This is a genomic window from Pararobbsia alpina (assembly GCF_902859895.1).
In the GTDB taxonomy this organism is placed as follows: Bacteria; Pseudomonadota; Gammaproteobacteria; order Burkholderiales; family Burkholderiaceae; genus Pararobbsia; species Pararobbsia alpina.
Genome location: NZ_CADIKM010000002.1, coordinates 375,428 through 400,656, shown reverse-complemented (window position 1 = coordinate 400,656; position 25,229 = coordinate 375,428). Strand labels below are relative to the sequence as shown.

The following is a 25,229-nucleotide window of genomic DNA, read 5'->3' as shown; positions in this document are numbered from 1 at the left end:
CGCCTATCGGCGGATTCGCGGGTTATCACGGATCTTCCGATCGCGATTGCCGATCAAGGTGGGGCAAGCGTCGGAAAGGCGGGATTTGGCGATGCGAAGCGGATGGAAATAAACCCGCGACAGTTACAGATAGCAGAGAAAGCGCGGAAGCGCGTGGCGGGGCTGCACGTGCTGAGCAGTGCACCGGAGCGCCCCTTCCAAGCTGGAGATGCCGCGCTTGGTGTCTGCCACGTTGATTGGAATTAAGTCGATTGCGTCATATTCGTGACAACACAGTTGCCTATATTTGACAGCCTTGATGACTTGCCGCCTGTTGTTTGCCTCTCCGATGCCCATAGTAGTCAACTTTCCCACCGAATTGCGCGACTGGATCGCCCATAACCTCACACGCGGCGTGGAGCCGCAGGCGATCGTGCGCGAGCTCGTCGACCGACAAACCGAGGTCGCGTTGGCGACTGCGATGGTCGATGCGGTCGCGTCGGCGCTGATGCACGGCACACCGATGCCGGGGCCCACGCTCGAGGTCGGCGGCGCGCCCATCACTTACGCGCCGGAGCCTTTACGTGTGCCGGACGGTGCTTTGATTCGACTCGGCGAGCGCCAGGTGCAGGTGATCGCGCGCATGCAGCGGCCCGCCGCGGTGCTGTTGGCCAATCTGCTCACCGCAAGCGAATGCGAGCAACTGATCGCGCTGGCGCGCCCACGTCTGGATCGTTCGACCGTGGTCGACCGTGTCACGGGTCGCAATATCGTGGCCGGTCACCGCAGCAGCCACGGCATGTTTTTTCGTCTCGGGGAAACACCATTGATCGCCCGCCTCGAGGAACGCATCGCGGCCCTCACCGGGCTGCCGGCCGAGAACGGCGAAGGCTTGCAAATGTTGAATTACGAAGTGGGCGCCGAATTCGCACCACATGTCGATTACCTTATGGCGGGCAATCAGGCCAGTCGCGAATCGATTGCGCGCAGCGGCCAGCGCGTGGGCACGCTGCTGATGTATCTGAACGATGTGGAAGGCGGCGGCGGTGAAACGACCTTTCCGCAGCTTGGCTGGTCGGTGACGCCGCGGCGTGGCCAGGCGCTTTACTTCGAATATTGCAACCGGTTCGGGCATACCGATCCGAGCTCGCTGCATGCGAGCACGCCGCTGCGGGCGGGCGAAAAATGGGTGGCCACCAAATGGATCCGCACGCGCCGCTTCGTGTCGCGCGATCAGGCCTGACGACCTGCGGGGCGGCTGAGCGCCTGCCCCGCCCGCTGGGTTTCAGCGCTGGAAGACCTCGTCGGAGACCCAGCCCTTCGGCGTCAAATGCACGCCTTCGCGCAACTGCATCGTGCCCGCGCCTTCGATCACGCGCTTGATCATCGGGAACACGCGCTGTGCGTCGGCATCCTTCGCCCAGGGCGCCGGATCGATCTTGTAGGTATAGAGAACCGAGGTGGCGGTCTTGCCGTCCACTTGCACAGGCCGTTCCCAACCCACTACCTTGTCGAGCGAGAGCGTGGCGGCGCAGAAATCGGCCGGGTGCGTGACGCGCGAGGTACCGGTCGCGATCACTTCCGGAATATGTAAATAGTACTTCTGACCTTCGGCCGTCAACTGATACTGGCGAGCGTTCGCGGTAATCTTTTTGCCGGTCTCGTCGGTGCGTTCGACAACCACGTTCTTGCCTGCGACCAGGCCAAGTTTCTCGAGCACTGGCATTTGTTGCGCGTCGCGGGTACCAGCGGCCATGTCGTCCGTCGTCGTGTAGATCGGCCAGTCGTACTTGGCGAGACACAGGTGGCCGCGCTGGGCGAGGAAGTCATTGATGGTGGCCGTGAAATTCTCTTGGCCGGCGTCCTGGCTCTTGTCATGGCAGCCGGCGATCAGAGTCAGGGCAATCAGGGCAAACGCGCCGCAAGCGAAGCGCGCGGCGGTGGAACGTCGCGTCATGGTGTTTGTTGCTCAGGTTGAATTGCTAAGGTGCGGATGAGATACGGCGCGCGACCAGACCGAAAGGGCAGGTCGCGCGCGGATCATCATTTCGTCAGTTCACGCAGTTGCCACTGGTGGGTGCCGTGGTGGGCGCTTGATAGCCGTCGGTGAGCGTGTTCAGGAAGCAGACCAAGTCCGAGATGTTCTGCTGCGTCATCTGCGGCGCCGAGTGGATCGGACGCGGCAATGCACCTTGGGTCACTGTCGTGCCGTTGGAGGGAGTCTCGCCCTGGCCCATCGGCAGTTCTTCGTCGATATTGCCCTGGTAGGCCGCTGGCAGATCGTTGAAGCGCTGGGCCGTCGCACCCGATGCATACGTCGGGAACAGCGCGAACGACGGGTTCTGCGTCACGTTGCTGGTGTCTCCGCCCGTGCTTGGGTACCAGTATTCCGGGTTCGTATCGCGCGTGTTGTAGAAATTCATCACCTGCACGAGCGAGTGGAACACACCGTTGTGGAAGAACGCCGTGCGCGTTGCGACGTTGCGTAGCGTCGGCACTTTGAAGTTGCCGCAGAAGGGATCGGGGTTGGGAATACCCGCCACGCCCGGCGCATGGTCGGTCCGGATCGGTCCGCAGAGGCCCATGTCGTAGTACGACGTGTTGGTGTTGGCTGGGATCGGATCGGGATTGTTCGGAATTTCCGTATCGTTGCGCGGCACGCCGAGCGTCTGATACGTGAAATCGGTCATCAGGGCCACGGAGCCGTTGAAGTTCGCACCCGCGTAGTGACAGGCCGCGCAATTGCCCGTGCCGTTGAAGACCTCCAGGCCGCGCAGTTCGGCCGCGGTCAGCGTGCCACCGATCTTGTTGTCCAGATACAGGTCGAACTTGCTCGAATACGGATTGAAGTTCGGATCTTCCAGCTGGTATGCCTGCAGGGCGAGACCGATGTCGGTGAATGCCGTGGTCGGATCGCTGAACACGCCCGCTCCGTACGCCTGCTGGAACAGCGCCGCGTAGCTTGAGTTCTGCACCGCCTGCACGATGGCAGTGGGCGACGCGTTGTTCATTTCGATCGGGTTGAGCAGCGGGAGCCCCGCTTGGGTGGCCAGCGTCGTGGCGCGGCCGTCCCACATGAAGCCGCCGCCCGGTGCGTTCTGCGACACGCCGTCCGGATTCTCGGAATTGTCGTCATAGGGGGGCGTCATATCCTTGTAGCGCAGCGACGGCACGGCACGCACGCCCGACTGCGAGGGATCGGAGCCGATCTGGACCGCGAGACTGTTCGGGGGGCCATAGCCATATTGCGGCGAGTGGCAGGTCGCACAGGACATGTTCTTGCCGCTGGACAGGTTCTGATCGACGAACAACTGCTGACCGACTTGAGCGGCGAGGCTCAGCGTGGGCTGTTCGGGCGAGGGCGTCGTACCGCCCGACGAGCCGCTCGATGAGCCACCCGACGACGTCTGAGTCGGGGTGCTGCTGTCGCTGCCACCACCGCCGCAGGCAGCCAATATCAGTGAAAGCGCACAGATCGCGCCTAGGGAGAGTTTTCGCATATCAAGTCTTTAGTTTCCTGAGCCCGATTGCCGGGCAGTCCTCACAGCGCCGAAGGCCGCCTGGCGATAGAACGGACAGAAAAGAAACTGCCGGGCCGCAAAAAATGCGGCCCGACAGGGAGCAATCACACGCTTGTCGCTGCGGGAAGCAATGAACCGCCTCTCGCGAGCCGTGCACTTACTTGGCGAGCGACCAGACGTTGGTCTGGGTCGGGTCGGGCCCAGGGCCGCGCGATGCCAGCGACGTACCTGTCACATCGGCCGGGTTCAACTTCTGCGTGTAGGTCGCTGGGGTGACGTAGGCGTGGTTCATCGGCCGCACGGAGTCAAGGTGCGTATCCGCGCTGCCCGCGAATTCCGGCAGGTTCACGATGTTGCTCACAATGAACGACTCGGTGTACTTCGCGCGAGAAAGGTACGTGGACGGCTGCACCGGATCGGCGATCTGGAACATGTCCTGCAGCGTGCGCACCAGCGAGAAGTGGCTGTACTCGTCGCTGTCGACGATATTCGGGTTGGCTTGGTTCGTCGCTACACCGAAGACCGAGTTGCCATGACCGTGGTTACCCCCGTAGTACATCGACGTCGACTTCGGCGTGAGCACACCGTTCGTAAGCGTGAGCGGTGCCTGATTGACGTCCGACGTCTGCGGGTTCCAGCCACAGCACGACGTGGAGGTGCCTTCGCCTTCGTCGAACATCACGACGATGGCCACTTTGCGTTGCTTGTTGGCCCAGAGCGGCGACGCCTCGATCTTGCTGACCACCTGACGCACGTAGTCGTCGCCGCGCTGGATGATCGGGAGTCCGGCCGACTGGCACGAAACATCGCTATCGACTCCTCCGTGCATGTCGTCGCACTGGTCGGGCATGATGAAGTTCAGATTGCCCACGTCGCCGTTCGCGAGGTCGGTGCTGAATTGGTCAGTGTTGTAGCCCGCCGGCATGGGTCCGTAAGCCGTCGACTTCGCCCAGTCCGCTGCCGTGTATTGCGTACCGAAGATGGTGCGGCTATCGGCGAAAAACTCAGGCAGGTTGCGCGTGCTCTGATAGGGCATGCCAGGGTTGTGTTTGGTCTTGTACAGCGCGGCCGGAACCGTGTAGGCCGCACCGTTGCCGCCTGGGCCCGTGTAAGCAGCCGAGATGGCCGGATCGGCGATGCCGTCGGCGCGCGGGTCCTGGCCCGGGTTCATCGATTCGCTGTAGGTGCGCCACGTCATGCCGGATTGCGAAAGCAGCGTGAAGAGGCTCGGGGCCGCGATGTTGTGGCTGGCGCTGGCGCCGACCGTAGTACAGGCCGAGTTTGTGTAGTCGGTCAACTGGCCAGCGCTTGTCGGCGGCAGCGCGCCGGTGGGGACGAGCGGCTGGCCGTCCGAGGCCGTGCCGCCGGCGAACGGCAGGTCCGTCGGTGCGTTGGCACCGGTCGTGCCTGCGCCGCAGCCCCACCAGTTGTCGTCCGTGATGCCCCAGTCGTCCCCGCCGCCGAGCGCCGTGTAGTTCGGCTCGCTCGGGTTGCCCGTCGAGTAATACGTCGTGAACTGGCTGTTGCTGGTCAGGAACTGGTTGATGAACGGAGCGTCCGACGAACCGAGAATCCCCGGGGTGGTGGTACTGCCCGAAGTAGCCGTAGCCACACTGTGGTTCTCCATCATGATGATGAAGATGTTGTCGTAGCGCGGAATACCTTCGACATCGAACGCGGCCTGCTGCGCTTGCGCGAACGTGATCGGTGCTTGCGATTGCGTGGGCGTGACGGCGGTCAGGGCGGTCACTTTGCCCGCCGCGGCGAGCGGGGGCAGGGTCGGGTCACCGCCCGTCACGGCCAGGTTGTCCGGGTACATGTCGCCGCGGTCGAGCTTGGTGGTCGCGTACGTGTAGCGGCTCGCGAGCTGGTTGTCTTCGAACAGCACCGCCTGTTGCTCGGCGCCGGAGAGCGAGTTGACGTCGGCCAGCACATCCGAGGGGCTGACGCTCACCGAGGCCGTGCCGAGCGTCCCGCCGCTGAGGCGAGTGGCGAGATTGGCTTTTTCGATAGCGTAGGTCGTGTTGTTGGCTTCGACCAGGCGCTGAACTTCGCTGGACATCGGGCTGATCACGACGTTGGACGCGCCCTGGTCGGCGATTTGCGCAGCGGAGGCGCGCAGGACCATGTGGCTGGCGACGGCTTGGCCGGTCGCCGTGTTGGAGGCCTTGGTGCTGATGTCGGCGATCAACGGGCCGGTGGCGCTGGTCTGCAGCGTGAAGTGGCCGGTGCTGTCGGTCGTCGTGCTGGTTTCCGATGCATCGCACTTGCCGTTTCCGTTCGCGTCGAGGCACACCGTGGCGCCGGCGTAGTAGCCTGCCTGGAAGGTCGGGTCGCCGGTCTTGCTGCCCGAAACGAAGCCAGAGGCGGCCACGGCGCCCGTGTACGTCGTGTTGCTGGCCGACGCCGACGGCGTGCCGCTATTGCCTCCGCAGGCGGCCAGTACGGAGGCGGCCGCGATCGAAGTTAGAAGAAGGGTAACGCGTTGTGTTTGATTGCCCGACATTGTGGGACCCCAGTTGGATGTATGTGCAACTCTTTTGGCGCTCACGAAACAAGCCCGTGATTCTTAATCGAGCGGGATTATCGGGACGATATGTTTAACAATTGTGAATATGTTTAACAATTGTTTAGTGGGTTTTAGCTTCAGTTGCAGCGATGTCGCCAAGGCTGGCGGTTAAAACTGGGGAGACTTCGAATCGCGCGTTAAGTCCGAGCTCTTACCGCGCCGCACCTTGTCGATAGCGATTTACATGCAGTAGAGACACCAGGCGCGGGATGCCGCGTCACGCAACGATCGTGCGGTGATGGAGGTCGAGTAGCCGATGGAATTGGGCTGGTCCAATCCGGCTACATGATGCTTACACGCACCATGCAATTGGTCCAATCCAACAGAATGCTTACGGAGACGATAGGATTCAATTCCGTTACACGATACTTACGAAAACAATGGAATTGAATTCAATCCGACTACGTAACGCTTACGCTGACGATGAGATTGGACCAACAGTTAGACTACATAATAATTACGCTGATGATTTGATTTTGCCAACCATTAGTATACGTAACGCTTACGCAGGCAACGGAATTGGCTGACTCAATCCGATTACATAGTGCTTGCATTGATTTGACAAACAAAAAGCCCAGTCACAAGGACTGGGCTTTTTGTTTGATATCTTTGGTGGGGCGTGAGCGTCTTTGGATCAAATGTCGCCTCCGCACGGGCTTAGTAAGCGTAAGCGCGAACTTGGACACAAAACAGACCGCCCGCAGTGCACCGTCGCGACGATAGGTGACAGAGGCCAACCCGTGCACGTTGGTACCAGCTTCGGCGACCGATTTGGCACTATGGGATAGTGAAATCGGCCAGTCCTGGGTGGCGTCTCCGATGAAGCCTAGAAGCGGGTACGCAAGCCCGCGGTGACCGCGACCTGACTGCTGGTGGCCGACGGTGACAAACCGTTGATGTCAGCCGTAAACCATGTGCCGCCGCCGCTCAGGTGCTGGAACTGGCCTTCGACGTACACGTCGGTCCGCCTGGACAGCGCGTAGTCCAGCAGCAGGTTGAACTGATTCCATTTCGGGTCCGACGCGCCCGAGAGACTGGAACTGCCGTCCGTGAACGTGTACGAACCTGTGACCGTGAATGCCGGCGTCACGCTGTAGAGCGCGTTGACTTCATAGTTGTCGAAACGCAGGCTCGAGGCGTTACCGAGAGGGATCGGCGAGGAACTGGTGTTGTTGATCCCGATTGCGTCTTCCAGTTTTGTTTCCGTGAACACAAAGCCGACCGTCGCCGGACCCAACACGTAGTCCAGACCCGCACCGAACGTACGTTGCTGACCGGCGCTAAACGTAGAGTCGCTGCCGGTCACCTGGTCGGCCGCATTAACAATGGAGTCCGTCGCGCCGGTCAGATTGGTGGCAGTACCGCCGTTGTTCAGCTGCAGGTACGCCGCCGCGAAACGAAATGGACCGTTGTCATACGAAGTACCGAAGCTATAGGCCCGGTTGTTGGAAAAGCTTCCGGCCGCGTTCGAGAAGCCGTACAGGCTGCCGAACCGCCAGCCGTCGTAGTTCGGGCTCGCGTACTTGACCGCATTGTTGATCCGCATCGTGTTCTGCAGGTTGTCATTGTCGTACGGGTGCCCGAAGAACACGCCGCCCTTGGCGGCACCGGCGCCCGCCAACGGCGCCAGGTAGTCGACCATCGCATCATATTGACGGCCGAGCGTCACTGTACCGAACTGAGTGCTCGACAGACCGACGAACGCCTGCCGGCCGAACATCAGGCCGTGCTGGCCAAGGGCGCCGTTGGAGAGCGTGAAACCATTTTCCAATGTGAAGATAGCCGTGAGGCCGCCGCCCAGATCTTCCGAACCCCGCACACCAAAACGGTCCGGGTTGATGCTGGCGTCGGTCATCGCGAATTTGCTGTGCCCGGCGGTCGATCCCGCTGCGCTCTGGTTCGACACGTACGATAGCCCCGCATCGATGAGGCCATACAACGTTACGCTGCTTTGCGCGTGCGCCGCCGTTGCAAAAACGCCTGTTAATAGGGCTATCAGAAAAGCTTTTTTCATTGTAATTGCCAAAATCGAGGGGCCTCTGGGAAGAAGACCTCTGTTTATAGGGGAATCCTACGTTCAGTCAGACGAATCGTTGCGGGTCTCAAAGTGTGTGGCTACACGACCCGATGTTCAATCGATTTTAAGGAAATACTGAATTACATGCGCGGCCATCGGACCGCACGGAGACTCGGGCCTGTCGATCGTCGACTTACATCAGCGGGGACAGTCCAGGCGCGGCTGGCTCGTCACCGGCCAGGTGGCCGAAAGAGATCAGCACAGACGAAATAGAACGAACCGGTCTGTAAAGGACGGAGCGGATCTTCGAGGGGCGCTTATCGCCCGCAATAGGAAGAAGCAGCGGTCATTCGCTTGCGCAGCGCCAATGCCCCTTGATGGCCGGGTCCGGCCCGACGCCGTTCTTCACAACTTGTGTTGCGTATGACAGTGCCGGGACGTTCGTCGTTATCGTCGATGAGATGCACACGTGCTTCCGGCATAAACAAACTGACGGGGCAGGACTGCTGCCCAGGTACGGTACTTCCTCAATCACTCATGTAACATCGAGACTAAAGTCCGAGCGTGTTGCGTTGATATACCGGGAAGAAAAAATGATCCGTTTCAGCTTTCTCTTCGCTGCCTTATATCTCGGGACCTCATTGGCGCATGCGGCGGGTTTTCAATTCATTGAGATTCCGGGCAACGGATCGCTTCAGCCGATCAAAGGAGCCGTCTGGTATCCGTGTAATCAACCGCTAAGCAACGAGAAATTGGGCCTGTTCGAGCTGTCAGTGGCCAAGGATTGTCCAGTCACGGGCGAGAAACTATCACTTGTCGTTATATCGCCCGGTAGGGGCGGTACTTTCCTCGACCATAGTGACACGGCTGAAGCATTAGCAGATGCGGGTTTCGTGGTCGCTGCGATAAACCATCCTGGTGACAATGCGATGGACAAGACCCGCACCAATGATTTCTCGGTATTCGTTGAGCGGCCAGTGGATATCAAGCGCGTGATCGACTTCATGCTTGGCTCATGGACCGCCGCAGCGAGGATCGACGCGAGCGACATCGGCATCTTTGGTTTCTCGCGCGGTGGATATACTGGGCTGGTCGCCGTCGGCGCTAACCCTCACTTCGGAAAGAGTCTGCGTCTATGTGACGGAGTCGATACGCCGCTCTGCGATCAGGTGCACAAAGGAGAACTCCCTGAACTCATTCATGACCTGCGTATCAAGGCGGCAGTGATTGCCGATCCAGTTAGCGTCTTCTTTACGCGAGACAGTTTTTCCAATGTGAAGATAGCCGTGCAACTTTGGAGATCCGAGCTTGGCGGGGGCGGTGTGACGCCAGAGAGCGTCGCGAGCATCAGCGGCGAGATACCGATGAAACCGGATGTTCACTTTGTGCCCCGTTCCCAGCATTTTTCCTTCATGGCGCCCTGTTCGGCTGAATTCATGCAGTCGGCACGTGAAATCTGTATCGACGGGCCGAACTTCGACCGTATCTCTTTTCACAAAGAATTCAACGCTGAGATACTCGCGTTTTTTCGTAAGAACCTGACAGATACGAGTAGCCCGCTAGGGTCCAGATAGCCGACATTCAATGCCCAAGATGTCGCAAGGGAGCGAGAGTGGGAGACGAAGCAGGACCGAGCAAGGGATGAGCGATTTGAATGATGGAGAACAAGGCGGGCTGCTGCGGTTGATGAAAGCCGGTTACACAGCGGTTACACAGACGCCAGAAAGCAAAAAGCCCGGTCACGAGGACCGGGCTAAGTGCCTGAATTCTTTGGTGGGGCGTGAGTGACTCGAACACTCGACCTACGGATTAAGAGTCCGCTGCTCTACCAACTGAGCTAACGCCCCAAACAGAGGCCGAAGTATAGCAGAGCTTTTTTAAACTCCGCTAGCCCCGCGCCCCAAATTTTCTCGGCTCGGCACGGAATCCCTCAAGCCCGGGTGCGTCGGTGCTTGTCGAGCGCTTCGGGGTTCACCGCGTTCTGGACATTCGCGCCGAGGTAGTCGAGGATGTTCTGGAATGCTCCGCCGAAGTAGGCCTCGTAGCTCTCATGCTCGACGAAGCCGATATGCGGGGTGCATACGGCATTTTCCATGCGCAGCAAGCTGTGTCCCTGAAGGATCGGCTCGCTTTCGAAGACATCGACCGCGACCATCCCTGGACGACCTTCGGCCAGGGCGCCGACAATCGCATTCTCGTCGAGCAGTTCGGCGCGACTCGTATTGACGAACAGCGCAGTGGGCTTCATCTGCAACAAATCCTGGCGGCTGATGATGCCGCGCGTATCGTCATGCAACCTCAGATGCACGGTCAGCACATCGGCTCGCGCGAACAAATCCTCGAGGCTTGCGGCAACTTGGAGACCGTCCTCGCGCGCGGCTTTTTGCGAGAACTCGCGTCCCCAGATCACGACATTCATGCCGAATGCACGACCATAGCCGGCGACCAGTCGGCCGATTTTCCCGTACCCCCAAATACACAGCGTCTGTCCTCGCAGCACATGGCCGAGTCCGAAGTTGGCGGGCATCGACGAGGTCTTGAGACCCGACTGTTGCCACGCACCTTGCTTCAGATTCGCAACGTATTGCGGAATGCGCCGCTGTGCGGCCATGATGAGCGCCCACGTGAGCTCGGCGGGGGCAACCGACGATCCATGCCCTTCGAGCACAACGATGCCCCGATCGGTGCAGGCCTCGATGTCGATATGTCCGCTGACCTTGCCGGTCTGGGAAATCACGCGAAGCTTGGGGAGTTTTTCGAGCAGTTGCGCCGTAACGCGCGTGCGCTCGCGAATCAGCACGAGAGCTTCGGTTTCGGCAAGCCGGCTGGATAGCTGGCCGACGCCGCGTACCGTATTGTTGAACACCTTGACGTCGTGATCGGCGAGCAAGGCAAAGCATTCGAGCTTGCGGACCGCGTCTTGATAATCGTCCAGAATGGCTATTTTCATCTTCGCATGTGTCGAGGCGGCCCAGCAGCAAAACACTGGACACGTTGGAACGTGCGCATGCCCGTGCGCGCGATCGCTACCTTTTTAACAGCTTGTCGGGCGATGGCGCAAGCCTCAAATGCCAATCGTTTGATCCATTTGCCGTGCGAATAGGATTCGGCGCACCCTCGCAGGCAAGCCCGCGAGGGTCGGCGCGCGATCAGCTCGATTCGGTCGCCTTGCGCGCCACCTTCTTGGCAGTGGTCTTGCTCGCGGCCGTTTTGCTTGCGGCGGCCTTGGTTGCGGCAGTCTTGCCCGCAGCCGTCTTTGCCGGCGCCTTGGCGGCCGTCTTGGCCGGTGCCTTGCGCACCGATGGCTTCGTGGCGACAGCGCCATCGTCCCCGACGCCGTTTTCTTCCCCGCTCGCACCGGCTGCCGCCGACTTGGCCGCCGTGGTCTTCGCCGCGGCACCGCCCTTGCCGGGCTTCGGTTCCTTCTTCTCGAATTCGAAGCCGATCGAGCCATCCTTCTGCTTGACGAGGAAGGCCTTGAAATTGCGCCCGGTACGCGAAGACTTGAAGCCCGTCAGCAGATCGGTACGGCCTTCATCGAGCAGCTTGGCCATCTGCTCGCGCGACATCTCCTGCTGCAAGATGACTTTGCCCGAGCGGAAGTCGCAAGTCTTCGGGTTCGCGACACTGTTCTCGCAAACATAGCTCATACCGAGTTCGAACACGCGCGCCTGGCACTTCGGACAATTGCCGACAGGCTCCTGTGTCGAGAAGTCGGGGGCTTCACCGTCTTCACCGCCCTGGTCCTGGCCGAAGTCGAACTCGAGCTTGTAGTTCTTGATGTCCTCGTCGAAGCTGAGCTTGAGGATGGCTGAAAAAGGCCGGCCCATCTTGCTGCGGAAACCCGACAGCGGTCCGATCTCCTTCTTGCTCAAGAACTCCTCGACCTCGGGAATCTCGAACTGGCGGCCCGCCGGCACCTTGGTGATCGAGAACTCGCACTTCGTGCACGCGAAGCGGCGATAGTTCTCCTTCACCTGCCCGCCGCAATTCGGGCACGGCGTTTCGAGCGTCGCATAGTCGCCCGGAATCGTGTCGGAGTCGTATTCCTTGGCACGCTTGACGATGGTCTGCGTCATTTGCGCGATCTCGCGCATGAACACATCGCGCGGCAATAGACCGCGCTCCATCTGTGCGAGCTTGTGTTCCCATTCGCCGGTCAGCTCGGGCGCGATCAGTTCGGCAACGCCGAGCCCGCGCAGCAACGTCATGAGCTGGAACGCCTTGGCGGTCGGAATCAGTTCGCGGCCCTCGCGCAACAGATACTTTTCCGCGAGCAGACCTTCGATGATCGCCGCGCGCGTCGCAGGCGTGCCGAGTCCCTTCGCCGCCATCGCCTCGCGCAGCTCGTCATCCTCGACCAGCTTGCCCGCCCCTTCCATCGCCGACAGCAGCGTTGCTTCGTTGTAGCGGGCAGGCGGCTTGGTCACGAGGCTCTGCGCCGCGATCGACTCGGTCTTGACCTTCTCGTCTTTCGCGACCGGCACGAGATTCGCATCGGCACCCGCGGCTTCGCGTCCGTAGATCTGCAGCCAGCCCGGTGCGACAAGGACCTTGCCTTCGGTCTTGAAGACATGGCCGACGACTTCAGTGACGCGCGTGGTCACCTGGAATTCGGCAGGGGGGAAGAATACGGCGAGGAAACGCTTGACGACGAGGTCATAGAGTTTCTGCTCGGGCTCGGACAGGTTCTTCGGTGCCTGCAGTGTCGGGATGATCGCGAAGTGATCGCTGATCTTCGAATTGTCGAAGATCCGCTTGTTCGGCTTGACCCAGCCCTTGTCGAGCACCTGCTTGGCGAACGGCAGATAGTTGTCCGACTCCTTGAGCATGTCGAGCGTGCCCTTCACGGCATCGAGATAGTCCTCGGGCAACGCGCGCGAATCGGTCCGCGGATAAGTCAGGACCTTGTGCCGCTCATAGAGTGCCTGGGCGAGGCCCAGCGTGTTCTTGGCCGAGAAGCCGAACCGTCCGTTCGCTTCGCGCTGCAGGCTCGTAAGGTCGAACAGCAGCGGCGACATCTGGGTCGACGGCTTCGACTCTTCCGTCACGATGCCGGGCTTGTCACGGCATGCCGCCACGACCGACTCGGCGGCCGCGAGGCTCCAGAGCCGCGAGTCTCGCTTCTCGGGATCGAACTCGTCGCGCTTGAACTTCGGGTCGAACCAGCGCCCTTCGTAGAATCCAGCAGCGCAGACGAAGTCGGCTTTGACTTCCCAGTAGTCGCGCGGCACGAAGCGGCGAATTTTTTCTTCACGCTCGACCACGATCGACAGCGTCGGCGTCTGCACACGGCCGACGGTAGTCAGGAAGAAACCGCCGCCCTTGCTGTTGAACGCGGTCATCGCGCGCGTGCCGTTGATGCCGACAAGCCAGTCGGCCTCCGAACGGCAGCGGGCCGCATCGGCAAGGGGCAGCATGTCGTCGTCCGAACGCAGGCGCGCGAAACCATCGCGAATCGACTGCGGCGTCATGGACTGGAGCCACAGACGCTGCACCGGCTGCTTGGCCTTGGCGTGCTGAACGATCAGACGGAAGATCAACTCGCCCTCGCGCCCCGCGTCACAGGCGTTGATCAGGCTGTCGACGTCCTTGCGCTTGATCAGACGCGTCAGCACCTTGAGGCGCGACTCACTCTTGGCGATCGGATTCAGATCGAAGTGCGGCGGAATGACCGGGAGGTTCGCGAAGCTCCACTTGCCTCGCTTGACCTCGTATTCCTCGGGCGCGGCAATTTCGAGCAGGTGACCGACAGCCGACGAGATGATGTATTCATCGCTCTCGAAATACTCGTCATGCTTGGTAAAGCCGCCCAGCGCGCGTGCGATGTCGTTCGAAACCGACGGCTTCTCGGCGATGATGAGTGCTTTTCCCATGACGATTTGGTGATATTGACCGTTGGTAAGGTTAACTGTCAGACGAACGCTTTATAGCACACCGTTCACGGACACCCTTGCCCGAGAACGTTCACAGCGCGTTACCGGCCCTGCCGCGCCAGCCTCGCCGACACGACGAGACCGGGTAAGCGTTGGAGACGGCACGTGCGGCGGCACATATTAGGGCGGGGCACCGGCTGGCGCAAGCAAACGCCCACATCGGCGCCTGGCCTTGCGAGGCCGCCCGTGCATCGGTGCCTGCTTCGCGTCGCGTTTACATTAGGCACATCCGCAGTTGATTGTCACGCGCCAGCAAAACTGGACACATCGGCGCCGAGACTCAAATTGATCCTGAATACCCACTTTAGCTACTTTTAGTGACGCCTAGCGACTTTTAGGTGGTGTTCACACACGGGCAAGCGCGGATCTGAGCTTCAGGGCGCCTGGGCTCGCCGCGGTGCCGGAAAATTCCTCGATCATCCGTTCGACGATGCGCGGCTGCGGAAGGACGGTGCCGAAAAAGCGCGTGCTCGCGCCGTCTTCGATCAGGATCGTCGGAAAATTCTCAACGTCGAACTCGTCGACGAGTTCGCTGTGCGTCTCGATATCGATCCAGACAAAGCAGGCAGCCGGATGCGCATCGGCGAGCACATCGAACATCGTGCGGTATTCGCGGCACGTGCCGCACCATTCGGCGCACAGACAGGCGACGAGCAGTGTGTCGGGATCGGCAAGACGGCCTGCAATCGCGCCGGCGTCGGTATTGAGGTCGAGAGTAGACATACGGTTCGTGGCGACCGGATCTGCCTTATGAGATCTTTGAAGGACCCAGCCGGCGGCTTGTACATGGAGATCATGAGTCGGGCGCAATGTAGCATGGCCTTCGACACGCCGCTCACGATACCCTGGCTGCCGACCGGCCGATGAGCGACGCGTCGCTTTCCGCACGCGCCAGTCTCAAGCGCCGGTGGACACGATCCGCCCTCCCGGCAGCCACTCGATGCGCCCGTCGAGTTCAAGCGCGAGCACGGCGGCCTGCACCGCCGCGCCCGGGAGGCCGGTACGCGCGACGAGCACATCGATCGGGGCCGGATCATGACCCAGCTCGCGGAGGACCTCGTCCTCGGAAGAGTCTTGGCTCGCCTCTGCGCTGTGGCTCGCCTCATGTCCCGCGTCGGCGCCTTGCTCTTGGCCCATGGGCGCCCGAACGGGCGGGCCTGTGCCTGTGCCTGTGCCTGTGCCTGTGCCTGTGCCTGTGCCTGTGCCTGTGCCTGTGCCTGTGCCTGTGCCTGTGCCTGTGCCTGTGCCATCTTCCTCTCGCTTACCCGTCCTGGCCGGGCGTTTTGCACCCGCGTCTTTCGCACGCCCCTGCCGCTTCCCCGGCTTCGATTTCGGGTCGGGTTCAGGACTCGCAAGGCCGAGCGAGGCGAGAATGTCCGTGGGTGTCTCGACCAGCATCGCGCCCTCGCGAATCAACCGGTTGCATCCCCGCGCACAGAGCGACTGAATCGAGCCGGGAATCGCATAGACGTCCCGGCCGCAGTCCGCGGCGAGCCGCGCCGTGATCAGCGAGCCCGAATAAGGCGCGGCCTCGACCACCAGCACACCGACACCCAGCGCAGCGATCAGCCGATTGCGGCGCGGAAAATTCGCCGCGCGCGGACGTGTGCTGAGCGGCAATTCGGACACGACCGCGCCCGCGCCGGCGATCTCCCGGGCAAGCGGGAAGTTGATCTCCGGATAGACGCGGTCCGCCCCCGTGCCGACAATCGCGACCGTGCCGCCCACTGTCTCCAGCGCGCCCCAGTGAGCCGCCGCATCGATTCCATCGGCCAGGCCCGACACAATCGTCACGCCGGCGGCACCCAGCTCCCGCGCAAAAAGCCCCGCGTTCGCGCGTCCGACGTTGCTCGCCTGCCGACTGCCGACGATGGCGACGGCCGGCTCGCCACGTGGACCCGGATGAAGCAGTTCGATCCGTCCGCAGACATAAAGCATCGCGGGAGGGTCAGTAGACGCCAGCAGCGAAGCCGGATACGCGGAGTCGGCAAGCGTGACCACATAGTGACCCGGCTCTTCAAGCCAGATCGACGTATAGTCGACAAGCCATTCGAAGTCGGCACTCGGCGGCGCGCACAGACTCTGCGCGAGCGCCTCACCGACATACCGCGCGAGCGACGCTTCGCTTTCGCGCATCACCTGGTCGGGCAGGCCAAACGCATTGAGCAGCCGTCGCAGACCCGCGCCACCCAGCTTCGGCGTGGTGGTCAATCGCAACCAGGCGGCGAGTTCGTCGCATTCGAGCGCCTGTGTGGCCATCCTCGGCCTTGCCGCCGGCGATCCTCCCGGCCGTCTTTGCATCATTTCCTCCCCTTTTATGCACGCCAGGCCCCCGCGCCCCGCGCAACCAGCCCGCAGCCCCCGCCAGACGGCGCTGTGCTAGACTTCGAGCATTCACAGAACACTCGCTTTTGGCTCTCCCGCCGCCCGCCCTCGGCTGTCTACGACACGCCTTGCCGAAGCGGCGAAGCCGTTGAATCTGGGAAATCAGTCCCCAGATTCTGAACGGCGCCGATCGCTCGCGAAATTCAGCCAAACGGCCAGTCGCAACACGGCCGATGACGGCGTGGCTGATGCAGGGACCTCGACATGGCATTGCTCAACATTCTTCAGTACCCGGACCGGCGTCTGCATAAAGTCGCCAAACCCGTCGCGCACGTCGACGCCCGCATTCGCAGGCTCGTCAGCGACATGGCCGAAACGATGTACCAGGCGCCGGGCGTCGGCCTCGCCGCGACCCAGGTCGACGTGCACGAACGCGTGATCGTGATCGACATCTCAGAAATGCACGACGAGTTGCAAGTCTTCATCAATCCGGAAATCGTCTGGTCGAGCGACGAGCGCCTGTTCTCGGAAGAGGGCTGCCTGTCGGTGCCGGGTATCTACGACAAGGTCGAACGGCCCGAACACGTGCGTGTGCGCGCCCTGAACGAAAAGGGCGAAAGTGTCGAAGTCGATGCCACCGGGCTGCTCGCCGTCTGTATCCAGCACGAGATGGACCACCTGATGGGCCGCGTCTTCGTCGAGTATCTTTCGCCGCTCAAGCAAAACCGGATCAAGACCAAGATGCGCAAGCAGGCTGCTGCCTGATGGCGCGTGCGTTGCGCGTCATTTTTGCTGGCACGCCCGAGTTCGCCGCGACTGCGCTCGAAGCGATCGTCGCCGCGGGCTTTGCGGTACCGCTCGTCCTGACGCAGCCCGACCGCCCGGCGGGACGCGGCATGAAGCTCCAGGCGAGCGCCGTCAAGCAGGCCGCGCTCGAACATGGCATCCCGGTTGCGCAGCCGCCATCGCTGCGGCGCGAAGGCAAGTACCCGGCTGAAGCCGCGGCCGCGTTCGAACTACTCCGCGCAACGCCACATGATGTGATGGTGGTGGCAGCCTATGGCCTGCTGTTGCCGCAGGAAGTGCTCGACATCGCACCACTGGGCTGCATCAACATCCATGGTTCGCTGTTGCCGCGCTGGCGCGGTGCCGCCCCGATCCACCGCGCGATCCAGGCCGGCGATGCGCAGACCGGCATCACCATCATGCAGATGGACGCGGGACTCGACACCGGTCCGATGTTCGGCATGTCGTCGGTGCCGATCGAAGCGGCCGATACAACCGCCACCCTTCACGACAAGCTCGCCGCCCTTGGTGCGCGAATGATCGTCGAGACGCTGACGGCGCTCGAACAGAAACTTGAGGAACAGCGCTTGGCCGGAGCGCATCCGGCGCGCGATCTTCTTCCCGTCACGCCACAACCGGCCGACGGTGCAACCTACGCTCAGAAGATCGGCAAGGAAGAAGCCGTGCTCGACTGGTCGCTGCCCGCCGAAGTGCTGGCGCGCCAGATCCGTGCGTTCGATCCCTTCCCCGGCGCCGTCGCCCGCTGGAACGACACCCCGTTGAAAATCTGGGCCGCCGAAATGGCCGATGCACCCGCTGGCGAATTCGCACTCGCGCCAGGTACAGTTGTGTCTGCCGGCCCACAGGGGATCGTGGTCGCATGCGGCGAGCGCGCCCTGCGCCTGACCGAACTGCAGAAGCCGGGTGGAAAGCGGCTGCCCGCACGTGAATTCCTCGCCGGCGCCACATTTGGGGCGGGAGAGAAGCTCGCCAACGGCGCGGCCTAACGAAAGCGTCTGCTCACTTCATTTTGGAGCCGATCATGTTGGGCATCACCGGGTTTCCATTTTTCCTGCTCGCCGTCATGTTGCTCAACATCACGCCGGGGCCCGACACTGCCTATATCGTCGCGCGCAGTGTCGGCCAGGGGCGCCGGGCGGGCTTCGTATCCGTCCTCGGGATCTCGGCGGGCTGCGTCGTGCACACGCTCGCGACCGCCTTCGGCCTGACCGCCATTCTCGCGGCGTCCGCCGCGGCGTTCACGGTAATCAAGGTCGCGGGTGCCGCCTACCTGATCTACCTCGGCGTGCGCATGATCATGACGAGAAGGCCCGCCGTCCCGGCATCCGGCACGTCAGACTGCCCGGCGTCGACGCACACTGTGGCTGCGCGCGACACGTCGGCCCGGAACCGCGGCTTGTCGACTGACGGACTCGATAGCACACGGACAAGCCCCGCAGAATTCACCAACCGCCCGATGTCCCTGCGCTCACTCTTCCTGCAAGGCTTCTGGACCAATGTGCTCAATCCCAAGGTGGTGCTGTTCTTTGTGTCCTTCTTCCCGCAATTTGTCAGCGTGGACAGCCCCCACAAGACCCTTGCGTTTCTCGCACTGGGCGGTACCTTCATTCTGATGAGCACGATCTGGGACGGCTTTGTCGCGTGGATCGCCGGTTCCGTGACCCACCGCATGCGCGGCCGGCCGGGCATTAAGCGCTGGCTCGATCGCATCGTCGGCACAGCTTTCGTCGGTCTTGGCATCCGGCTTGCGCTGGTTCACCGATGACAGGTGGCTGAACGATCGCGTGGTTTGATATTGAAGAGGCTTGAATTTATTCGCGCCACCCCAATCTAACAGTTTCCTTACAACACGGGCATCGCCACGAGGCAAATCGAATGTTCAACTGGGTCAAGACCGCCATGCTCATGGCGGCGATCACCGCGCTGTTCATCGTGCTCGGCAATCTGCTGGGCGGCCAACGCGGGATGGTCATCGCGCTCGTGATCGCAGTCGGGATGAATTTCTTCTCGTACTGGTTCTCGGACAAGATGGTGCTCAAGATGTACAACGCACATGAAGTCGACGAAAACAGCGCGCCGCAGTTCTATCGGATGATCCGCGAGCTTTCGACGCGTGCGAACCTTCCGATGCCCCGCGTCTACCTGATCGACGAAAATGCGCCGAACGCTTTTGCGACCGGCCGCAACCCGGAGCACGCGGCGGTCGCGGCGACGACCGGCATCCTGCGTGTCCTGTCAGAACGCGAGATGCGTGGCGTGATGGCTCACGAATTGAGCCATGTGAAGCACCGCGACATCCTGCTTTCAACGATCTCGGCGACGATGGCTGGCGCGATCTCGGCGCTCGCCAACTTCGCTTTCCTGTTCGGCGGGCGTGATTCCGAGGGACGCTCCTCGAACCCGATCGCCGGCATCGCCATGATGATCCTCGCGCCGCTCGCGGCAGGTCTGATCCAGATGGCCATCTCTCGAGCGCGTGAATTCGAGGCCGATCGTGGCGGTGCTGAGATCTCGGGCGATCCGCAGGCGCTCGCCTCCGCACTCGAGAAGATCCACCGCTACGCGTCGGGCACGCCGTTCCCGACCGCGGAAGAACATCCCACGACCGCGCAGATGATGATCATGAACCCGCTGTCGGGCCATGGCGTCGCTAACCTGTTCTCGACGCACCCGAGCACCGAAGAACGCGTCGCGCGACTGATGCAGATGGCTCGCACGGGCCGCTTCGACATCTGAACGCGTTCCCGTGAAACCGGACGACGTGGGGTTCGGCGCATAGGCGCGCGCAGGGCAAGAAGCAAAGCAGAAGCAAAGCGCAGGCAAGAGCCCCAAGGGATCAGTCCGGGGGACGGTTCCGCACGCGCTACAATACGCATCCTCGCCGGCGACCGGCTTCCGGTCGCCGGCTTTTCGTATGTGCTCTCACCCGAACATCGAATTTGCGCCACCGCCTTTCCGCTCTCCAGCTTGCTCCCGATTCGCTCGGCTTCGCGCTCGACGCCGCCGCGCAGGCCGTCAACGCGGTCCGCGCGGGTGCTTCGCTGCCCGCCGTGCTCGCCGACATCACGGGCGGCGACAAGATGGCCGCGGCGCGTGGCGCGGTCCAGGACATCGCCTATCGTGCGATGCGGGTGCTGGCCACGGCCGATGCGCTGCTCGCGCGTTCGGTCCGCAAGCCGCCGCCACCACAGGTCGATGGGGTCCTCGTCTGCGCCTTCGCGCTCCTGCTCAACAGCAGCGGCGCGATCACCGAGCGCGCACCCGAACACGCGTACAGTGATTTCACGGTCGTCGACCAGGCAGTCAGCGCGGTCGCCGCACGACGCGAAACCGCATTTGCCAAGGGACTCGTCAACGCCGTGCTGCGCAACTTCCTGCGCAGCCGCGACACGCTGCTGGCCGAGGCCCAGCAAGATCCGACCGCGCGCTGGAACTATCCGCAATGGTGGATCGACGCCGTCCGCGCCGCCTGGCCGGACGACTGGGAAGCCGTGCTCGCCGCCGGCAATACGCGTGCGCCATTGACCTTGCGCGTCAATCGCCGCCGCACGACGGCCAACGACTATCTGCGCGTGCTCAATGAGGCGGGCATCGGTGGCAGCCTGGCCGGAGCCGAAGTACCGGATGCCATCGTCCTCACACGTCCCGTGCCGGTCGACCGCCTGCCCGGCTTCTTCGATGGCATCGTCTCGGTGCAGGACAGTGGCGCACAACGCGCGGCCCTGCTGCTCGGCGCAACCGACGGCATGCGCGTGCTCGATGCCTGCGCCGCACCCGGCGGCAAGACTGGCCATCTGCTCGAATGCGCCGACCTCGACCTCGTTGCGCTCGAGTCGAGTGCCGAACGTGCGCCGCGCATTACCGAGAACCTGCGGCGCCTGCAACTCGAAGCGCTCGTGAAGATCGGCGATGCCGCCCACCCGAACTATTGGTGGGACGGCAAGCCGTTCGACCGCGTGCTCGCCGATGTGCCCTGCTCGGCCTCGGGCATCGTGCGCCGCCACCCTGACATTCGCTGGCTGCGACGCGCAAGCGACATTGCCGCACTTGCCGCCGAACAGCAGCGCATCCTCGAGGCATTGTGGAAACTGGTCGCGCCCGGCGGCGAGTTCCTCTATGTGACCTGTTCGATCTTCCCCGAAGAAGGTGAAGATCAGGCGCGCTGGTTTGAAGGCGTCCAGCCAGATGCGGTACGATTGGACGCGCCGGGCCAGATGCTCCCCTCGGTCGCCGCCGCTCGAACCGGCAGCGCGGTGACAGGATCGGGGTCCAATCACGATGGGTTCTTCTACGCGCGCTTTCTTAAACGGTGATCTGCTTGCGCCTTTTCCCGCTGCGTTGGATTGCGCTGTGCTGCGTCGCGCTGGCGATGTGGATGGCCGATGCCGCACAAGCGGACACCATTGCGGTCGAACGCGCGTCGCTCGAAGCGGACGGCAGCGGCTGGAGTCTCGACGCGCGCTTCACATTCGGGCTCAACGGCAGTCTCGAGGACGCGGTCAACCGGGGTATCCCCCTGTACTTCACGACTGAATTCCAGCTCACTCGCGGGCGCTGGTACTGGTTCGATGAAGAGCCCGTCTACACGCAGCAGAGCATCCGCCTGTCGTTCCAGCCGCTCACCCGCGAGTACCGCGTATCGAGCGGCGGCCTCCAGCTCGCGTTTCCGAGCCTGAAAGACGCGTTGGCCGTGGTCCAGCACATCACCTCATGGCATGTGATCGATCGCAGCCAAGTCTCGACCGACACCACCTATCTCGCCTCCGTGCGCATGCAGCTCGACGTCGCATTGATGCCCAAGCCGTTCCAGATCGACGCGGTCAACAACCGCGACTGGAATCTCGCTTCGGACTGGAAGCGCTTTCCCTTTACGGTGAGCGATCATGGCAAGCAGTAACGCGAGCCTCAAGAGTTTCCTGATCCGTCTGCTGCTCACGACGGTCGCCGTCACGGCCTTGTTGCTGCTCGTGCTGCTCGCGCTCGCGAGCGCCAACACCGAATTCTTCGATCGATACTATTCCTGGCTCTATACGGCCAACTTCGCCATTGCGCTCGTGTTCCTGCTGATTGTCGGCGGAATGGTGTGGATCATTGCGGCGCGGTTCCGGCAGGGGCGCTTCGGCACACGGCTGCTCGCGAAGCTCGCGATCTTTTTCGCACTGGTCGGCGTGCTGCCGGGCGGGATCATCTACCTTGTGTCGCTGCAATTCGTCTCGCGCAGTATCGAATCGTGGTTCGACGTCAACGTCGAGACGGCGCTCGAATCGGGCCTGAACCTCGGCCGCGGCATGCTCGACAATGCGTTGTCCGACCTGCAGAACCGGGCACGCTCGATGGCCGACCAGCTCGCGGCCGACGACGACAAGTCGACCCTGACCCTGCTGAGGCTGCGCGACCAGTTCGGCGTGCACGATGCGACGATCATCGGCCCCAACGGCCGCGTGATCGCCCAGGCATCATCGAATTTCGCGGCCCTCTTGCCCGACGACTTGCCCACGCCGCTCATGCTTCAGCAGGCGCGGGGGCGTGGCTATGCGGCGGTCGAAGGCGAGCCCGACGTCGATCCCACGCTGAACGCAAACCTCAGCGCCAAGAAGCCGCCACCGAAGAACAACGCCCTGGAACTCCGGGTCATCGTGCGGATACCGAGCGGGCTGGGCGCCTCGCTCCAGAACGACGAACGCTTTCTGCAGGTCACCCAGCCCGTGCAACCTACGCTGGCCCAGAATGCCGAGGCGGTGCAGCAGGCGTATCGCGACTATTCCGAGAAAGCGCTCGGGCGTACCGGCTTGCGCAAGATGTATATCGGCACGCTGACGCTCGCGTTGTTTCTCGCGACCTTCATCGCCATACTGCTCGCGCTCGCGCTCGGCAACCAGCTCGCACGGCCGCTCTTCCTGCTCGCCGAGGGGACCAAGGAAGTCGCACGCGGCGATTACACTCCCAAGCGCGAAATCAAGTCCAACGATGAACTGGGCTTCCTGACGCAATCGTTCAACGCAATGACGCGCCAGTTGTCGGAGGCCCGCATCGCGGTCGAGCGCAATCGCGCGGCACTCGAGCAGTCGAAGTCATATCTCGAGAGCATCCTGGCGAACCTGACCGCGGGCGTGTTCGTGTTCGACCGGCAGTTTCGCCTGACGACCGCGAATGCGGGCGCCGAGCGGATTTTTCGCCAGCCGTTTCAGGCCGAACTGAACCAGCCGCTCGATACTATTCCGGTATTGCGGGAGCTCGGCATGATGGTGCGCAAAGCATTTGCGGACAGCCATGCGACGGCGGGCCCTGAAATGGGCGGGCGTCGCGGGCATTGGCAGCAGCAGCTCGAAGTGCCCGTGCCCGGCGAGGCCGATCCGCTGACGCTGCTGGTAAGAGGTGCACCGTTGTTGCGGGCGACGGTCGGACAAGCGGGTGTGCAAACAAGCGGACAAGGCAGCGCGAACACGGGCGGCATGCCCAGTGGCCAAAAAGGTGGGCACGAGGATGTCGCGGCCACGGACGGTTATGTGATCGTGTTCGACGATATCTCCGATGTGATCTCGGCCCAGCGTTCGGTCGCCTGGGGCGAGGTCGCGCGGCGGCTCGCGCATGAGATCAAGAACCCGCTCACGCCGATCCAGTTGTCGGCGGAACGGCTCCAGATGAAGCTGACCGACAAGCTTGCGGCACCCGATGCGGAAGTATTGAAGCGCGGCGCCACAACCATCATCAACCAGGTCGCCGCAATGAAGCGGATGGTCGACGATTTCCGCGAATACGCGCGCACGCCGCCAGCCGTGCTGCAGAATCTGCAGTTGAACGACCTGGTGGCCGAGGTACTCACACTTTATGGGATCGACGACGGCAAGGGTCCGCTGAAGATCGAACTGATGCCACTGCCGATCATCCGCGGCGACGCGACGCAGTTGCGTCAGGTGATCCACAACCTGCTGCAGAACGCGCTCGATGCGGTGGCCGATAACCCCGCACCGCGTGTGCTGCTCGAAACGCGGACAGTAGAATATGGCGATCCGGATGCAGAGGGGCACAGCCGGCAATCGGTGCGCCTATCGGTATCGGACAACGGTTCAGGGTTTCCGGCACGCATCTTGACGCGCGCATTCGAACCGTATGTGACGACCAAGGCGAAGGGAACAGGCTTGGGTCTTGCGACGGTCAAGAAGATCGTCGATGAACATGGTGCGCGGATCGACATCCGCAACCGGACGAAGGCAGGCGATGGATCGGTCGCCGGTGCGCAGGTATCGATCCTGTTTCTCGAGCTGGCAGACGATGCAGCGACACCGCAGACAAAAGCAACAGCGCAATCAAAGGTAGAGTAAATGGCAACCATCCTCGTGGTAGACGATGAAATGGGCATCCGCGAGTTGCTGTCGGAAATTCTCAGCGACGAAGGGCATGCAGTCGACGTAGCAGAAAACGCGCAAGCGGCACGCGAGTACTTCGAGCAGCAGACGCCCGACCTCGTGCTGCTCGACATCTGGATGCCGGACACCGACGGCGTATCCCTGCTGAAGGAATGGGCGGCGCAGGGCCAGCTCAAGATGCCGGTGATCATGATGTCGGGGCATGCGACGATCGACACGGCTGTCGAAGCGACGAAGATCGGCGCGCTCAACTTTCTCGAAAAGCCGATCACGTTGCAAAAGCTGCTCAAGGCTGTCGAGCAGGGCCTCGAACGCGGCGCCACGCCGCCTGTCGTACCGTCCGCGGCCGCGGCTCCCGGCATGCCGGGGGCGGAGGTCGTCGACGGCATCGACGGTGGGCCTGCCACGCCGAGCTCGCCGGCTTCACATGCGGGGGCGATCTCGTTCGACATTCCGTTGCGGGATGCGCGCGATGCGTTCGAGCGGGCCTACTTCGAATACCACCTTGCGCGTGAGAACGGCAGCATGACGCGCGTGGCGGAGAAGACCGGGCTCGAGCGGACCCATTTGTACCGCAAGCTCAAGCAGCTGGGCGTGGATCTTGGTAAGAACAAGGGTGAATGAAGGTTTGAACGCTCGGGCTGCGCGCTTGCCGCAGCTTAAGAAAAATCCAGGCGAGGCTTGAATCGCCGGGGGCATTGTTGCTAT

General features: G+C 62.2%; 19 protein-coding genes and 1 tRNA gene. 11 read left to right on the top strand and 9 right to left on the bottom strand.

Annotated features, from left to right (window positions below):
• Nucleotides 1-328: 328 nt before the first annotated feature.
• On the top strand, nucleotides 329-1,222 hold the full coding sequence (locus tag HV670_RS03900; RefSeq protein ID WP_175103311.1) for a 2OG-Fe(II) oxygenase: 894 nt from the start codon (nucleotides 329-331) through the stop codon (nucleotides 1,220-1,222).
• Between the two features lie 42 nt (nucleotides 1,223-1,264).
• Here HV670_RS03900 and HV670_RS03895 read toward each other — a convergent pair whose 3' ends face one another.
• The 4 genes from HV670_RS03895 to HV670_RS03880 all read right to left on the bottom strand — a co-directional run bounded on the left by HV670_RS03895 (nucleotide 1,265) and on the right by HV670_RS03880 (nucleotide 8,083).
• A complete protein-coding gene (locus HV670_RS03895) occupies nucleotides 1,265-1,936 on the bottom strand; it encodes a hypothetical protein (protein WP_175103310.1) in 672 nt (223 codons plus the stop codon).
• Nucleotides 1,937-2,030: 94 nt separating this feature from the next.
• Nucleotides 2,031-3,479, bottom strand: coding sequence for a cytochrome-c peroxidase (locus HV670_RS03890; protein ID WP_175103309.1), 1,449 nt, complete (start codon nucleotides 3,477-3,479; stop codon nucleotides 2,031-2,033).
• 178 nt (nucleotides 3,480-3,657) lie between these two features.
• Nucleotides 3,658-6,006 carry an alkaline phosphatase family protein gene (locus HV670_RS03885; RefSeq protein ID WP_175103308.1) on the bottom strand — a complete coding sequence of 783 codons (2,349 nt, stop codon included), beginning with the start codon at nucleotides 6,004-6,006 and terminating at the stop codon, nucleotides 3,658-3,660.
• Between the two features lie 889 nt (nucleotides 6,007-6,895).
• On the bottom strand, nucleotides 6,896-8,083 hold the full coding sequence (locus HV670_RS03880; RefSeq protein WP_175103307.1) for a porin: 1,188 nt from the start codon (nucleotides 8,081-8,083) through the stop codon (nucleotides 6,896-6,898).
• 596 nt (nucleotides 8,084-8,679) lie between these two features.
• On the opposite strand from HV670_RS03880, the gene HV670_RS03875 reads away from it, so the two are divergent.
• Complete coding sequence (locus tag HV670_RS03875; RefSeq protein WP_175103306.1) at nucleotides 8,680-9,660, top strand: alpha/beta hydrolase family protein; 981 nt, start codon at nucleotides 8,680-8,682, stop codon at nucleotides 9,658-9,660.
• Between the two features lie 67 nt (nucleotides 9,661-9,727).
• Nucleotides 9,728-9,874: a hypothetical protein gene (locus tag HV670_RS03870; RefSeq protein ID WP_175103305.1), complete on the top strand. Its 147-nt coding sequence runs from the start codon at nucleotides 9,728-9,730 to the stop codon at nucleotides 9,872-9,874.
• Here HV670_RS03870 and HV670_RS03865 read toward each other — a convergent pair.
• The 5 genes from HV670_RS03865 to dprA form a co-directional block, all read right to left on the bottom strand.
• Nucleotides 9,858-9,933: transfer RNA gene (locus HV670_RS03865), tRNA-Lys, on the bottom strand. The two genes, HV670_RS03870 and HV670_RS03865, sit on opposite strands and share 17 nt — an antisense overlap.
• A gap of 83 nt (nucleotides 9,934-10,016) precedes the next feature.
• Nucleotides 10,017-11,036: a D-2-hydroxyacid dehydrogenase family protein gene (locus HV670_RS03860; RefSeq protein ID WP_175103304.1), complete on the bottom strand. Its 1,020-nt coding sequence runs from the start codon at nucleotides 11,034-11,036 to the stop codon at nucleotides 10,017-10,019.
• Between the two features lie 199 nt (nucleotides 11,037-11,235).
• On the bottom strand, nucleotides 11,236-13,962 hold the full coding sequence (locus HV670_RS03855; protein WP_175103303.1) for a DNA topoisomerase III: 2,727 nt from the start codon (nucleotides 13,960-13,962) through the stop codon (nucleotides 11,236-11,238).
• Between the two features lie 405 nt (nucleotides 13,963-14,367).
• Nucleotides 14,368-14,745, bottom strand: coding sequence for a thioredoxin family protein (locus HV670_RS03850; RefSeq protein WP_175103302.1), 378 nt, complete (start codon nucleotides 14,743-14,745; stop codon nucleotides 14,368-14,370).
• 174 nt (nucleotides 14,746-14,919) lie between these two features.
• Nucleotides 14,920-16,281, bottom strand: a complete 1,362-nt coding sequence (gene dprA / locus HV670_RS03845; RefSeq protein ID WP_175103301.1) for a DNA-processing protein DprA — start codon at nucleotides 16,279-16,281, stop codon at nucleotides 14,920-14,922.
• A gap of 330 nt (nucleotides 16,282-16,611) precedes the next feature.
• On the opposite strand from dprA, the gene def reads away from it, so the two are divergent.
• The 8 genes from def (at nucleotide 16,612) to HV670_RS03805 (ending at nucleotide 25,145) form a co-directional block, all read left to right on the top strand.
• A complete protein-coding gene (def, locus tag HV670_RS03840; protein ID WP_175103300.1) occupies nucleotides 16,612-17,112 on the top strand; it encodes a peptide deformylase in 501 nt (166 codons plus the stop codon).
• Entirely contained in the window at nucleotides 17,112-18,140 is a 1,029-nt protein-coding gene (gene fmt, locus HV670_RS03835) for a methionyl-tRNA formyltransferase (RefSeq protein ID WP_175103299.1), read from the top strand. The genes def and fmt overlap by 1 nt, the downstream gene beginning before the upstream one ends.
• Nucleotides 18,141-18,175: 35 nt before the next feature.
• Entirely contained in the window at nucleotides 18,176-18,919 is a 744-nt protein-coding gene (locus HV670_RS03830; protein ID WP_175103298.1) for a LysE family translocator, read from the top strand.
• A gap of 110 nt (nucleotides 18,920-19,029) precedes the next feature.
• Nucleotides 19,030-19,890: a zinc metalloprotease HtpX gene (gene htpX / locus HV670_RS03825; RefSeq protein WP_175103297.1), complete on the top strand. Its 861-nt coding sequence runs from the start codon at nucleotides 19,030-19,032 to the stop codon at nucleotides 19,888-19,890.
• 203 nt (nucleotides 19,891-20,093) lie between these two features.
• Complete coding sequence (rsmB, locus tag HV670_RS03820; RefSeq protein WP_175103296.1) at nucleotides 20,094-21,467, top strand: 16S rRNA (cytosine(967)-C(5))-methyltransferase RsmB; 1,374 nt, start codon at nucleotides 20,094-20,096, stop codon at nucleotides 21,465-21,467.
• The gene (locus HV670_RS03815; protein ID WP_175103295.1) at nucleotides 21,464-22,051 is read left to right on the top strand and encodes a DUF4390 domain-containing protein; all 588 of its coding nucleotides are present in this window, start codon (nucleotides 21,464-21,466) and stop codon (nucleotides 22,049-22,051) included. The genes rsmB and HV670_RS03815 overlap by 4 nt, the downstream gene beginning before the upstream one ends.
• Complete coding sequence (locus HV670_RS03810; RefSeq protein WP_175103294.1) at nucleotides 22,038-24,476, top strand: sensor histidine kinase; 2,439 nt, start codon at nucleotides 22,038-22,040, stop codon at nucleotides 24,474-24,476. Before HV670_RS03815 ends, HV670_RS03810 begins: the two co-directional genes overlap by 14 nt.
• Entirely contained in the window at nucleotides 24,477-25,145 is a 669-nt protein-coding gene (locus HV670_RS03805) for a response regulator (protein WP_175103293.1), read from the top strand.
• Nucleotides 25,146-25,229: the final 84 nt, after the last annotated feature.